This is a genomic window from Eubacterium sp. SB2, from assembly GCF_001244405.1.
GTDB lineage: Bacteria > Bacillota > Clostridia > Lachnospirales > Lachnospiraceae > Faecalicatena > Faecalicatena contortus_B.
Genome location: NZ_LN865153.1, coordinates 2,284,767 through 2,300,088 on the forward strand (window position 1 = coordinate 2,284,767; position 15,322 = coordinate 2,300,088).

Here is a 15,322-nt window from a genome sequence, read left to right on the forward strand (position 1 = left end):
GTTGGTTACCCAGTGCCGACAGAGGGCTTGATATTTTCAGCTCTACAATCATTTAGAATAATATTTTCCATAATTATAGAAATACCCAAATCATTATTTCACTTTTGCAGATTTTACAGCACTAAAGTTACTGTATACACTCTGACCATTTACCTTCCGGTACGTCCTGATTTTAAAATAATATGTTTTTCCTTTTATCAGGCCATGCTTTGTAAAACTGGTAGTATTTGCTTTTGATGTTGTAACTTTGCTATAAGTACCAGTTTTGCTCGTTGCCATATATACCTGATAAGCGCTTTCCCCGCTTACATCTTTCCACTGCAGACTGATCTTTTTGGATCCTGCAGTGATCTTACTAATAGCAGGTGTTGTAGTTGCTGTACCGCACCATTTGCCGGCACTAAAACTGCTATAAACCTTACCCCCTCCTGCACTTCGGTATGCGCGTACTTTAAAGTAGTAATTTCTCGCGGAGGAAAGCCCTGTCTTTGTCAGAGACGTTGTCACACTCTTTGTGGTGCCGATGTTCTTGTAAGTGCCGCCTGAACTTGTTGACATATAAACAACGTATCCTGATGCCCCGGTAACTGCTTTCCATTTGACTGTAGCTTTGCCTGCCCCGCCAGTGACAGAAGTAATTGTCGGAGCTAGTGTGCGCGTTGCCGCACTTTTAATAGTACTGAAGCTGCTGTATACATTCACACCATTCACCTTACGGTATGCCCTAACCTTAAAATAGTATGTTTTTGCAGTAGAAAGCCCTGTCTTAGTATAAGAAGTCGCATTTGCATTTAATGTTTTAAGTTTGCTGTAAGTACCATTTTGACTGGCCGCCATATAAACTTGATATCCGCTCTCCCCACTGACATTATTCCATTCCAGGGTAACAGCCTTTGTTCCTCCGGTAATTTTACTGATCGTTGGAGTATTTACGTTTGCTTTCCCACTTTTCACATCGGAAAAGCTACCAGCTACCGTAGTCCCGGAAACAGTTGTTATCGGCCGTACTTTATAATAATATGTCTTTCCGGTACTTACGCCATTATCTGTATAGGTTACTGTACTTCCATTGTTCACGGTTCCTGCCTTCGAATAACTTCCGCCACTTGATAAACTCCGATAAATCTGATACCCTTTTGCTCCATTGCTCTTCTTCCAAGTAATCTTTAATTTGTTATAGGACACACTTGACACAGAAGTAATCTGAATAGTTGATGGTTTCGTGTAACCACTTACAGCAGAAGAATAACTTCCATATACATTGCTTCCATCTTCTTTGACATAGGCGCGTATTTTATAATAGTATCTCTTGCCAGTAACGCGCTTCCCAATCGTATAGGATGTTGTACTCTGATTCGTGATTGTTTTTACTTTCGTATAACTGCCGTTACTGCTTTCTGCCTGATAAATTTCATACCCCGCTGCATTTTTCACCTCTGTCCAACTGATTTTCTGGCTATTATATCCAGCGTCTGCTATAGAAACCTTTGGTTTTGAGGGCGTATTAATTTTAGTCTTCTCCACTTTAATTGTACACTCTGAATAGATTTCTGAATCATCATTTAGAGTATACCTCGCCTTAACGATCCCTTCCTTTATGCCTTTAAATGTATTTTTGCTTACTGATACATTTTCCTTATTATCTACAATTGACCATTTGCCTCCGTTTTTATTTGCCGGATAGATTTCAGGAATTATTTCAATTGTTTTCCCTACTGCCACTGCATAAGCACTCCGTTTAATATTAATGCTGAATGGAATTTTTCCGATATCAGTCTGATCCCCAACCATTACTGCCAGCATCGCTGTTATACTTGTTCCTTTAATTCCAAAAGTGAAAATGGTCGTTCCCTGCATATTTGCATTAATCTTAACCGTCGCTGAACCATCTCTTGCAATGTTACTTATGGATTCAATATCTGCTATTTCTTTAAAATTGGATGCACATGTCAATTCTTCGCTCCCAGTATAGTTTTTGATCTTTACAGTAATTTCCGCCAGTTCATTATTGGCAATTGTCACTGTCTCGGGGAGCTGAATTCCCAAATCATTCATTGAATCAGGTACAATTTCTTCACCTTCATTCATAGCAATCCCGGCATAATCCAGCATTTTACGGCTCATCACAACTTTAAAAGATTTGCTTGTATCTGCAATGTAACCCTCTTCAAAGAACAGTTTGTACTCTTTTGCGTAGTTTTTACCTTGTTCATTTAGTAATGATGTATCATATTCTAAAGAATATTTTATATTTTTCCCACTGCTGTCCTTCAAAACCATATAGGAGACTTTTGCCGGATCCATATATTTTGAGAAGACAACAATTGCATGGTCTGCGTACACATTGCAAACTTCTATTTCAGGTGCTTCTTTTGATATCAGACCTATATTAATGCCGGTCTGCGGAGGCGGCACTTCCATCCACGCTGTCGTGTATTCTTCATAGCCTTCCTTCTGATACTTTACACACCACATCCCTTCCGGAACATCCCAAGCATACGTACCATATTCGTCCGTAACAAGGGGATTCCCCTGTTCATACTCATCCGCATTCCACTGCACGGCCTGTCTGGTTTCCGGATCTTTATAGTAAATAGTAGCAGTTACACCTGACAGTCTATTCTCTGAGACACCTTCATATACATAACCGCTGGGATCTATAACCCATCTGAAACGAACCCCTGAAGTATTTCCTTTATACATACCAATACAATTATCAAGATCCTTCTGCATAAATTCAGCTAAGATATCCTGTATAAACCATCCGCATACAAAAAGCGCCCCTCCGGCAACCACGCCACCGCCAGAAAGTATGATTCCCTTACCGGCTGCACTTAAGACCGTGCCAATAGACCTTACAATCAATATATCTGTAGAAAGCGTTTCTAAATACTTTAGATGGGAAAGCGACGACTGTTTTTGCTGTTGCGTTCTGTCTGATACTCTTATTTCATTTTTTAAGCCTTCAATATCATAGTAGGTATTTCCCCAGGAAAGCATATTTTGTACGCTTCCATATCCCAATGAAAATACAACACTGCCGCCTGCATTGTCAAAGGTATTTCCTAGAGCAAACTCCGCAATGTTAGATGCTTGAGATTCTGTAAGCATTTCTACCGTCTCGCTGACAAAATATCCTTTTGCTGCATCATAATGTATCGTTTTAATACTTTTCCCATCCTGTTTTATGGCACTCTTCATCCCATCGTTAGCCACGTCAAAGCCTAAATCAACCAGTTTACGGAAAATCATTGTCATGAGACTACTGTCCGTGCTTCTTTGATATGCACTTAAAGACATTGCTGCTTTATTGGCGCCTATTTCATTCATACACCACTGATACATTTCTTCAACAGAATATGTTTGACACGCATACTCCAGGGTGCCTTTGTTTTCTATATTAATATTGGCTGCAAATTTGCTGGTTGTATCTGTAATCACATCTATTTTAGCATTTTTCCATTCCTCAGACAGACCATCTGTTTTTGAAAATGCGGTTTCCGGATCATTCATATCCTCACCGGTGCCTTTAGTCGTATAGTATACATTCATCACACCAGGCACATAGTCATGTGCATCCGGGTCAAACCATCCGTCTGCTATAAATGACTTGCTGGTGTTATCCCATTTAGCTTCAATAGCTTTTACTACACCATTTCTTTCACTTGTAATCTTTACTATATCTACATTGTGTGCATTTTCAAATCTCACGCGAAAACTATATGCTGCCCCAATAAATGTCACGCTATTTATAATAGATTTATCCAACAAATCATATACCATTCCATTATAATACATATTAAATTCTGTCAGAATTGGCTCGTCTATCGAATATTTGACACGTGTACTTGCCTCAGTTTCGTTACAGCGGATCGAAATTTTATATGTTCTTCCTTCCACTGGTTCCGGAATTTGAATAGTTGTAGAATAAGCCCCATTTTTTTTAGATGTAGCACGAACAACTTCCATATCATCAATCAATATTATGGCCTCTGTATTTGCCGGTGCAACACCAGATATTTCTACAGATGCATCATTTATTAAGCTTGGGGCATTTATTGATAATATTGTTCTGAACTCATTAATAATTCCAATAATATTTTGTTCCAGATTTTCATTACGCATATCGGTCAAATAAGCATAACTTAATATCTTTCCATCAGAACCCGGATCAATACTCAATCTTATCTTTCCGCTTTTTTTCTCTACCGGAATAATAATTCTTGATCCTTCTTCCTGGTACTCTTCATAAATTGCGCCATCAAGGGTTAACGAATTCGGTATTAAAGCGGCAATATCTGGAATCTTTATCACAATCTCTTTATCCGACATGGAATTAAATATCTCATCTTTTATAGCATAATCTAAATTAAGCTGCATAGTGCCATTTGTAATTGCAGTACTTGAATTTAGTTCATACGATGTACTTTCTTTCACCAAAACCGATTTATCCGGAATTTTAAATCCGCCCCCGGTAACTACAAAGTCTATACTATGATCCATCGCGTAGACCAGCGCATACGACGCAGCCGGGCAGTAGAATACCGCATTAGGGCATTGTAAAAATGCATCAGAATCAATGGATATCTCCCCATCTGTGAAGTAAACTTTTTGCAAACCCTCACAATTTCGGAAGGCATCTGAACCTATTTTTTTTACTGTTTCCGGAACCATAATCTGTTCCAAGCCATTACAATTTGAAAAGAGTGAGGCAGCTATCTGTTTTGTTCCCTCCTCAAACTTTACATCTTTTAAATTCTCACACTCATTAAATGCCCCTGACCAGGTGATCCCGCTTCCTCCGTCTTCCAGGCTTTTCGGTATTTCTATCTCCGTCAGACCATTACATGACCCAAATGCCCATGCTCCCATACTTTTTAAATTTCCGGACAGCTTTATCTGACTTAGATTACTACATTCTTGAAAAGCGAAATCTCCTATGCTAATTACACTATCTGGGATTATTACCGCTTGAAGGCTTTTGCAGTATTGAAAGGCTCCTTCCTTAATTTCCTTTACTCCGCTTCCTATACTTACTTTTTTTAACGAATCAGCGCCTAAAAAAGCATCCTTATCTATTACTTCTACTGTTTCTGGTATGATTATCTCTTCCAGGCCGCTGCAATATGCAAAGAGTGAGGCCGCTATCTGTTTTGTCCCCTCCTCAAACTTTACATCTTTTAAATTCTCACACTCATTAAATGCCCCTGACCAAGTGATCCCGCTTCCTCCGTCTTCCAGACTCTTAGGTATTTCTATCCCCGTCAAACCATTACATGACCCAAATGCCCATGCTCCCATACTTTTTAAATTTCCGGACAGCTTTATCTGACTTAGATTACTACATTCTTGAAAAGCGAAATCTCCTATACTAATTACACTGTCCGGGATTGTTACTGTTTGAAGGCTTTTGCAGTATTGAAAGGCTCCTTCCTTAATTTCCTTTACTCCACTTCCTATACTTACTTTTTTTAAAGAATCAGCGCCTAAAAAGGCGTCCTTATCTATGACTTCTATTGTTTCTGGTATGACTACCTCTTCCAGGCCGCTGCAATATGCAAAGAGTGAGGCCGCTATCTGTTTTGTCCCCTCCTCAAACTTTACATCTTTTAAATTCTTACACCCATTAAATGCCCCTGACCAAGTGATCCCGCTTCCTCCGTCTTCCAGACTCTTAGGTATTTCTATCCCCGTCAGCCCGTCACATGATCCAAATGCACCTTCTCCCATACTTTTCAATTTTCCAGGCAGCTTTACTTCTCTCAGACCAGTACATCCCTCAAAGGCAAATCTACTGATTCTTTCTACTCCCTCGGGTATTACTATTTTTTGTAGATCCGTATAATTATGAAATGCCATTTCGCCAATTTCAGTCACCACCAAACCTGCAATTGTATTCGGTATACTCACAACTGATTCTGTTCCTATGTATTTAGAAATAATCAGTCCGGAATCGGAAACCGTATACTCAAAATCACTTTCACGGCTCTGCACAGACTTATTCACAGAATTTTGACGACCATCAACTTGCTTTACTTCTTCCTCTTTTTGCATTGATGCCTCTGTGATTTTTATTTCCAGCGTCTTCTTTATGCCGCAATAGTCTATATCCACTACCGTATCACCCACATTATTTGCTATCAACTGCTCGTCTTGTACGCTTAGAATATTTTCATCCCTGCTAATTAAACTCTTTTCTATTTTACCTACTATGTTATTTTCCAAGATTTCACTTTCAATAGATATGGGTGTCCTTTCCCCAATTATAAGCTCTTCCTTCGCTACTTCCAAAGAGTATAAGTCCAGACTATAATTGATGTTATTTTCTTTTGCATATGTTTCGGCAGCACTGCCATAATTGCAATAGATAGTTAGCTCACTATCCGCATGAAACATTAAATCGGGAAAATTAACAATACTATCAGGAAAGACCACAGACCGTAATGATGTCATATTTGCAAATGCCTCAGATTGTATAGCATTTACAGGATAACTCTGTTCTTCAATACAAATTTCTTCTGGAATTACAATTACAGATGCCTCACTTATATTCGTGCCTGCTACAGTTACCTGTCTTCCTTCTTCTTCAAAAAAATACAGAATATTATCCACCTGATATTTTACTATTTCTTCAGTCTCTTCCGGTTCTGCCTGCCCTACTACGATCCCCTGTCCCTTCGACACATCATTCTGTTTGCTTTCTTCTGCTGCAAACACCATTGAGGAATCACTCAAAATCAGTGTTATAACTAAGATTAATGCAACTATACTTTTCTTCATCTTATAAGCCCCCTTTCCATTCATTTTATTCCTTTGTTCAGGTAATTCAATGGGGAGTTAACTTTTGGTGTTTTATGTGTAATTATTTACCAGAACTTATTATCCCGTCGTTTATTTATGCCTATCAAAAAGCGATACCTCCTAAAACAGATTACTTTGTTGTAAAAAATAATATACATATAGAAGATAACGATTAGTAGATAATCAATACAAGACAAACTCTAGGGTAATTAGGTATGGCAAATAATTACATATAGAAAGCCAAAAATGAACAATCTATTGAATTATCCAAATAAGAGAATAAAATAAATAACATGGCAGTCACTTTTATTTATAAGGACATGTCCAAATAATAGTGTTCACGTTTTGAAAAACAGAAAAAAACGTAAAACAATTATGGGCTAAGTGCGAAGCTTCGCGCTGCCAGCCGAGAGGGAGGGAAATTTATATGAAAAAGAGGATTCTGGCATTATTGCTTAGTACTGCAATGGTAATTTCATGTACATTACCAGTTTATGCCGCGAATGAAAGCATTATCGTGGGGAGTGAAGGTGTACCTGGGCCGCTTTCGAATGATAATGCAGCAGCTGAATTGGAGACTGGGGATGATCCTAGCCAGGAAGTCCCGCAAGATAGTAGTGATATTATTGTTTCCAATATACCAGAAAGAGCTGAGGACAAGAACATCATAAACCCTGAGCCATCGTCAAATGAAGATAGTATTGCTCCGCCACTTCAACCGGGAGAAGAAAATACTAATAATCCGAACACAGATACTCCTCAGGAATCTGAATCATCTGATGAAACTAGCAATGAGCCGACTCTTGAATCTGATAAGAAAATCATGGAGTGGGGATGGTATTATGAAGACGATATGGTTGATATAGATAAACTTGCAAATAAATTGGAATTTAATAAAGAAAAAAAGACGTGGGTACTTAGTCTTTCCACCCTTGAAGATGAGGGCTATGATCTTGAAAAAATAACAAACTTACTTCCTCAAGAGCTTATTGTTACTCTTGATGGTGAAAAAGATACGCAACAAATAAAAATTGTAAAATGGCAGTCTGAAACCTACATAAAAATAGACAATGAAAACTGGCCACAGGAAGGTACTTATTTTTTCAGCGGGGAATTAGAAGCAGGATATAGCATAGACGAGAGCCTTACGATATTAGTTGTTCTTGAGCGCAAAGATGAAGAGAATAAAACCAATGCCGCTAAGAGTACAGCGTCCAAAACACGTGAAAAAAATGCAATCCAATCGCGCTCAAATTCAAATACTGTGACAATAGGAAACTGGACTTATACGCTCTCAGACGGAACTGCCGCGATCTATTCTTACAATGGAACTGCTTCCTCAGTTACAGTTCCTACCACTTTAGCGTATGGTGGAATAAACTATAAATTAAGAAAAATTGAGGACTCGGCCTTTGAAAATAATACAGCGCTGAGAACCGTTGTTTTACCTGAAAGCATCTCTTCACTGGGAAGATGTGTGTTTAAGAATTGTACAAATTTATCCTCTATTACTATTAATGGAAATATTGGGGATTGCAGTGACCGGAGTAGTGGGTACTATTCAGATTCTTACTCTTCATTTTATAATACCGGAACGAATGTATCTTCCTTTAAAGTAACATTTGGTCCATCAGTGACTCGGATCCCTGCATTTATCTTTGCGACTAATAGTAACAAAAGTGAAGATAAGTATGTACATATTACATCTTTGATCATTTCCGACAATGTGACTGAAATAGGACAGAATGCTTTTTATAACTGCTATGATTTAACAGGCATAAGCTGGAGTAAGGGGCTGAGAATTTTAGGTCAATATAGCTTTGCAAATAATACCGCGCTAAAGTCCCTCAGTTTACCACCAAAGGTTACAACAATTGAGGATTCTGTGTTTGAAGGCTGCACGAATTTAAATACAGTTGTATTGCCAAAGGCAACCTCATCATTGGGTAGATGTGTGTTTAAGAATTGTACAAACTTATCTTCTATTACTATCAACGGAAATATTGGGGATTGCAGTGACCGGAGTAGTGGGTACTATTCAGATTCTTACTCTTCATTTTATAATACCGGAACGAATGTATCTTCCTTTAAAGTAACATTTGGTCCATCAGTGACTCGGATCCCTGCATTTATCTTTGCGACTAATAGTAACAAAAGTGAAGATAAGTATGTACATATTACATCTTTGATCATTTCCGACAATGTGACTGAAATAGGACAGAATGCTTTTTATAACTGCTATGATTTAACAGGCATAAGCTGGAGTAAGGGGCTGAGAATTTTAGGTCGATATAGCTTTGCAAATAATACCACGTTAAAGTCCCTCAGTTTACCACCAAAGGTTACAACAATTGAAGATTCTGTGTTTGAAGGCTGCACGAATTTAAATACAGTTGTATTGCCAAAGGCAACCTCATCATTGGGTAGATGTGTGTTTAAGAATTGTACAAACTTATCCTCTATTACTATTAACGGAAATATTGGGGATTGCAGTGACCGGAGTAGTGGGTACTATTCAGATTCTTACTCTTTATTTTATAATACCGGAACGAATGTATCTTCCTTTAAAGTAACATTTGGTTCATCAGTGACTCAGATCCCTGCATTTATCTTTGCGACTAACAGTGACAAAAGTAATCATCAATACGCACATATTACTTCCGTTACCATTCCGGCCAGTGTGAAAACCATCGGCGAATATGCATTTTATAATTGCCATAACTTATCATCTGTAACTGTATCTTCCAAAACAGCAGTTATTGACGAAAATGCATTCGGAAATTGTAAATCGTCCTTAACCTTTAAATGTTATTACTATTCTCCAATCGCATCATATGCTAAAGAAAACAAATATAAAATCAGCTATCTTGATTTACCTAAAGTAACGGTTTCAAGTTGTGTAAATTATTCATCCGGTATTAAAATAACCTGGAAAAAGAGCTCCAGCGCAGCTGGATATTATATCTACCGAAGAACCTCCAGCGGTAGTTACAGTAAGGTAAAAACTATCACTAAAAATTCAACTTTAAGCTGGACAGATACTTCCGTAAAAAATAAAAATGGTACAGCATATTATTATCTGGTTAAGGCTTATAACTCCAGTAAAGTAAGCGGAAGCGCTACAAGCAAAAAAATAGTACGTATGAATGGTGCAGCAATTTCCAGTTTATCAAACAAATCCGGGAAAAAAATGTATGTAAAGTGGAAACAAAATTCAAAGGCAACAGGGTACCAAATACAATATTCCACCTCTAAAACTTTTTCTAATGGTAATAAGACCACTTCTGTCTCTGGCTACAAAAATATCTCCAAGACAATTAGCGGTCTGTCAAAAGGAAAAACATACTATGTACGAATAAGAAGTTATAAGACTGTTTCAGGTACAAAATATTACTCTGCTTGGGGCAGCAGTAAGAAAGTAAGGATAAATAAATAACAACAAAGAGCATACTGGTTCGGGTTATGACTTCTCAGACCTGTATGCTCTGTTTTTGTGTAAGGATCCTCTGCCAATAGAAGAACTGCTTTTCTGAGACCCCATTAGCTCTGCACCAAGCAGTTTTAGACATCCCGCTGTTTATGCATTCATTCATGATTTTGCTCCAGTGCTCTGCACGGACCTGATGTGTAATATTACATGAGCCTTCAGAATGAAAGCGCTTAATTCTCTAATGTATTCACTAATTTTGTAACCTTTTTTATACAGTTTGCCTCTAATTCATTATATTTTATTAATCTTTTAACTTGTTCTAATAGGACCGATATAAAAAGTGTGCTTACTAATAGTACTAATAGAATCGCCCACCAGTACCTAAAAGAATAAATGAAGTCTTTAAAATAATAACTATAAATAAATGTATGTAACATAAATAAATTCATAGAATGTACTCCAATAAACGCCAAACATTTGTTTAGAATAGGAATATGTGAAATATAACGTAATGCACAGTAACATATACAGATAGCTACACATCCGTCAAAAATACTAAACCATTTTGTTCTATACCAAAGGAATACTGTTATAATCAGAGCTAATAACCAAATACCAAATTCGATTATCCGTTTTTTCTTAAACCAAGCATATATTTTTTCGAATATATTATATTCTGCGAAATATACTCCAAGAATTAAAGTAAAGAAATAACGCATAAACGTCGTATCTGTTTCTATACCAAGAACTCTTGGCAAAAATATAGCTATTATTATTAAAGTTCCTCCCAATTTTCGGACCAGTTTCACAATCACGGGAGTCAAAAATACCAATAATATAGCATAAGTTAAGTACCACCATGTAGGATTAAAAGTTGGCGTACCAAATAAATTTGCTAAACCAAGTGCGTCTATTATTATGTATATAATACGTTCACTTAAATTTTCTCCATACACTGCAATCCAGTCTCGTCCCAGAAAACCAGTAATTTGTCCAATAATAAAAATAAACCAAAATCCAAACATTATTCTAAAATAACGCTTAATTCCATCACTTTTTTGAGGATCTTGCCTCTGCATTTTTGCTGATTTTGCGTAACCATATCCTGTTAGCAATACAAAAATAGCAACGCAGATTTTACATCCTCTTGCCAGCCAAAGTATTCTATCTTCTGAGAAAGGAGCAAAAACAACTTCAAAACCTTCATATGTTTTTGCACTATAAAATAAATGATGCATGTACATCATTAATATTGCTAATCCTTTACATATATTAGTGTGTTCTTTAGTCATACCTTTTACCTATTATAAAATTTATGAACCTTTAAAACAAGCTCTCTGATTAATAGTCTTTTACACTCAGGTTCTCATATAAAAGTTCATAAACTCATCAAAAACACTCTTAGAATCCATTACTTGATACAGCATCTGCCCCGCATTTCCATTTCCTTCAACAACGACCCAGCCATTTGGGGTTAAAGCAATATCCCAGCCAACATATTTTACATCTGGCATAACTGTCGCTAATTCCTGTACCAATTCTAAAAGTTCATTCCAATGCTCAATCTGATAATTATTTAATTCGATACCGCTGTCCGGATGAATATTATATTTATCAAGTCCTTCTGTAACTCCGATTCCATAAGTCAATCCTGTATCTAAGTCAATTGGGACTGCGATGGCACCAGAGGCAGCATTTGCGTAATCTTTATCACCTTGACCAACGCTTAAATATGCTCTTTGAATTTGAATTTTACCGCTTTTTAGTTTAAAGGCAATTACTCTGACAATATTAAGTGACTCAGGATGAAAAGCTGCAAAAGTTTCATCATTATATAATAATTCTTCCAAAATAACTGGCTGCCTTTTTTGAATTTCTGTATACACTTCCTCAACAGAAGAAAAATCAGCTATATTATACTTCTTGATTCCTCTGCCCAAAGACATATTTGAAGGTTTACAAATAAACTCTTTGTGTTTATTTGTAAAAATGCTGAATTCTTCTAGTGAAACCGGATATTTATTACTTACGAATAATATTTCCCTTTTATAATATGGTTTAAAAACTTCATATGCCTTTTGCTTTGCATTCAATGTTTTTAATACCTTCCGGTTATTGATAAGTGTTATTAAAACAATTTTCTGAATATCTAATAAATAAGATTTGATTTCCTTTGGTGTTTTATTTTCAAAATCATACACTAAATATTCTCTAGCTGAACACCTATACCTAAAATACGCTCTTTTAATTTTTCGTAATAATCTCTTATCCAATATCCTCTGAGGAGCCTGCAACTTTATTTCTTTTATTATAGCATCTTTATTATAATGTTTTATATGAAAAATATATGACAACAGCCAAACAACAACTTTGCCATATGCCTGCGCCAATAAATTTTTGCTTTTGAAACATTCTCCCGCGGACAAAAGAAAGGATTCATAAATTTTCTCCATAATTAGTACCTATCCTGTAGTATCTTTTGATTTTATAAATCAGAATATGCTCTTCTCGGTTCACAACAGCAACAAGGACGCATACATACGATTCTGACTCCACTTGCCCTTTGTGGACCTACCCGCAAGAATGTGGACAAAACAGTGGTTCCGCCTAACCCCAACGGGCCGACATTGGATTCATTCACCCCTTCTGTGATTCTCATTTCCATAGTTGACTGTTTTGCATAGTCCCCCTTGGCCATGGCTTCAATCATTAAAGAAGTGGCTTCATAATGTGATCTGCCTATCCCCACCGCTAATGTTGTTGGAGTACATCCCAACATCTTTACAGATTCCTTGGCCCATTCAATAATTTCCTGTTCAATTACAGATACATCATGCTTATGAAAAACTCGATATGTTTTTGAACGTATCTCTGGCCCACCCCCTTGCATTAATATATGAAGTCTAAGTACATCATCCTTTGCAGGTCTGATTAAAACAGGTGCTATCTCAAGTGCACCTGAATCAATATCTAATCCGCCTGACTGATCCAGTCTTTGTCTTTCATCACCCATTATAGCCATAGGTCTTCCCGGCAACTGCCGAAGTCCTTCTGCCACCCCTTCTCTAATTGCTTCAAGCAATTCACCTGTCACAGTTCTATTCTTTCCTACTTCCAGCATAACATGCGGTATCCCGGTATCGTCACATAAAGGGCCTACTCTCTCAGCCGCAACAACTGCATTTTCAAGCATGCTTTCCATGATCCACTTAGCCTGACTATTAGATTCCCCGGCGATAGCTTGTTTATAAGCTTCAGTTTTGTCCGTTGTAAAAGATGATGCAGCCCTAATCAAAGTATGTTTTGTTATATTAACTAATTCCTGATAATTCATTTTTTCACCTCATTAATAAACTGTTTGATTATGCGCTGCCGCGATAATTGCCGGATATTCTTCCACTACAATTTCATGCAATGCTTCCATTCCCAATTCTGGAAAGGCAATCACTCTCTTATCTTTTGTTTTACTTTCCAGTAAAGCCGTGACAGGAGCAATTACTGCAAATACAGCATTATTCTCATGTAATTTTTGAACAGTCTCCGGACTGATTGCCCCTTTTCCTAAATGAATCTTAACACCTTCCTGCGACAATATTTCAAAACTAGATTCTATTTCAAATTTATTGCTTGATGTCGGGCCCACTCCGGCAGGGCTGACCGCTGTATGAAACATTACACTGCCCTGTAGATTAATTCCATATTCCTCCAGCCTGCCATCTGCTGCCAATCTAACAAGCCTTGGAAGAACTGCATCACGCCCCGTATAAATTTTGCCTGATATTGTAATCATATCTCCGACCTTAAGTCCTGATATTATTTCGTCACTTAAAGGTGTCTTTAGATTAATCATTTTTTCCTCCTATTTTGGCTTTATCAGTTCTAAATATTCTTTTTCATTTTCAAGAACACCAAACGCCTCGGCCCTCATAGTTACTCTTTTTGCCCAATTGGTATGAGGCTTAATCTCATTCATTTTATTTGAATTCTTACTTTTAATAACCCCGCCTCCAGTATTTAATATCTGGCAGGCATCCTCATATTCTTCACGGGTCACTGCCTGTAGAGCATTAACGAATCTAATATGGGATGGATGAATTGCTGTTTTTCCAATAAATCCATTTGCTCTGTCAATCATAGTCTCACGTAAAAGTCCGTCAATAGCGGTATCTATTATAGTTTTATTCTGAATCAATGACGTATGAATAGTTTCTGAGGGAGGAAGTTTCTTGAACTTATTTTCGTAACGCTGTTCCCAATTGGAAGAAAAATATTCCCATACTGGCCCAGATACAACATATTCACAATCCCTTATAAAGGTATTTAAAATATCTAGAAGGCAGTCTCTGACAGTTAGAATGTCATAAATTGTATAGTCAATTCCTCTCCTTACTCCAAAAGTAGACGAAAAATCAGTAGCTCCAACTCGGACATTAAGTGTATGTTCTCTATTATTATCTATAATTTTTTTCACCTTATGAAGCTCTTCAATTCTGCCCTCTTTTAACGCCAACTCGCGCCCCTCAAGAATCGGCATCCCATAAACAATATACTCTGATCGTTCATTCACTTGTTCAAGTATCTCATAAAAATCATCTCCTGTATAGGAATTAAATTTGGGAAATACAAATCCGGCAATAAATTCATAATATTTTGGTTCCAGCTTGGCCGCAAATCTTTTGAACTGTTCTACTGTTCTGGCTCTGAAAAACATGAGCGGAATATCCCCCTCTAAAAGACGCCCCTCCTGTCTAGCAACATAAAGTTCCTCAAGATTCTGTAGTGCACTTTCTTCAGTCATGGGGACATCTTCCTCTTTAACTGCATCTTCAAAGCACATGACCATAGTAGTCATACAAGAATATTTTTTAGTTATTACAATCTCCGCAAAATTCTGAAATGCGGGCATATAAAGTGCTGCACCGAGACAATATTGTAATAGCTCCCTATTTGTTGAGCGAGTAAAATTTGCCGGCTCACGAAAAAACTTGTAGTTCGGGTTATATCTGTGATGTTGCATAATATATCTCCTCCATCTGCCAAATGTAGTTATTGCCTTTTTTATTGAAAACGTAATGCGTTAATTTTAGCTAT

Annotated in this window: 7 protein-coding genes; 1 reads left to right on the plus strand and 6 read right to left on the minus strand. The window is 37.2% G+C overall.

The genetic code is table 11. The features are described from left to right. Positions 1-93: 93 nt before the first annotated feature. Positions 94-6,612 (minus strand): leucine-rich repeat protein, encoded by a 6,519-nt coding sequence (locus BN1938_RS22525; RefSeq protein WP_187376338.1) that lies wholly within the window; start codon positions 6,610-6,612, stop codon positions 94-96. Positions 6,613-7,228: 616 nt separating this feature from the next. On the opposite strand from BN1938_RS22525, the gene BN1938_RS22530 reads away from it, so the two are divergent. After that, the gene (locus BN1938_RS22530) at positions 7,229-10,237 is read left to right on the plus strand and encodes a leucine-rich repeat protein (RefSeq protein WP_050642624.1); all 3,009 of its coding nucleotides are present in this window, start codon (positions 7,229-7,231) and stop codon (positions 10,235-10,237) included. Positions 10,238-10,461: 224 nt separating this feature from the next. On the opposite strand, the gene BN1938_RS22535 is transcribed toward BN1938_RS22530, so the two are convergent. From BN1938_RS22535 to BN1938_RS22555, 5 genes are all read right to left on the minus strand, one after another. Then, positions 10,462-11,523 (minus strand): acyltransferase family protein, encoded by a 1,062-nt coding sequence (locus BN1938_RS22535; protein WP_050642625.1) that lies wholly within the window; start codon positions 11,521-11,523, stop codon positions 10,462-10,464. A gap of 66 nt (positions 11,524-11,589) precedes the next feature. After that, positions 11,590-12,684 (minus strand): sugar-transfer associated ATP-grasp domain-containing protein, encoded by a 1,095-nt coding sequence (locus BN1938_RS22540; protein ID WP_050642626.1) that lies wholly within the window; start codon positions 12,682-12,684, stop codon positions 11,590-11,592. Positions 12,685-12,716: 32 nt separating this feature from the next. Next, a complete protein-coding gene (locus BN1938_RS22545) occupies positions 12,717-13,565 on the minus strand; it encodes a fumarate hydratase (RefSeq protein ID WP_050642627.1) in 849 nt (282 codons plus the stop codon). Between the two features lie 12 nt (positions 13,566-13,577). Continuing rightward, a complete protein-coding gene (locus tag BN1938_RS22550) occupies positions 13,578-14,081 on the minus strand; it encodes a fumarate hydratase C-terminal domain-containing protein (protein ID WP_050642628.1) in 504 nt (167 codons plus the stop codon). 9 nt (positions 14,082-14,090) lie between these two features. Beyond that, a complete protein-coding gene (locus tag BN1938_RS22555) occupies positions 14,091-15,248 on the minus strand; it encodes an HpcH/HpaI aldolase/citrate lyase family protein (protein WP_050642629.1) in 1,158 nt (385 codons plus the stop codon). Positions 15,249-15,322 lie beyond the last annotated feature (74 nt).

Excerpts from the sequence above, each read along its gene's own strand:
- BN1938_RS22530 (WP_050642624.1), top strand. The coding sequence starts at position 7,229 with ATGAAAAAGAGGATTCTGGCATTATTGCTTAGTACTGCAATGGTAATT.
- BN1938_RS22535 (WP_050642625.1), bottom strand. The coding sequence starts at position 11,523 with ATGACTAAAGAACACACTAATATATGTAAAGGATTAGCAATATTAATG.
- BN1938_RS22540 (WP_050642626.1), bottom strand. The coding sequence starts at position 12,684 with ATGGAGAAAATTTATGAATCCTTTCTTTTGTCCGCGGGAGAATGTTTC.
- BN1938_RS22545 (WP_050642627.1), bottom strand. The coding sequence starts at position 13,565 with ATGAATTATCAGGAATTAGTTAATATAACAAAACATACTTTGATTAGG.
- BN1938_RS22550 (WP_050642628.1), bottom strand. The coding sequence starts at position 14,081 with ATGATTAATCTAAAGACACCTTTAAGTGACGAAATAATATCAGGACTT.
- BN1938_RS22555 (WP_050642629.1), bottom strand. The coding sequence starts at position 15,248 with ATGCAACATCACAGATATAACCCGAACTACAAGTTTTTTCGTGAGCCG.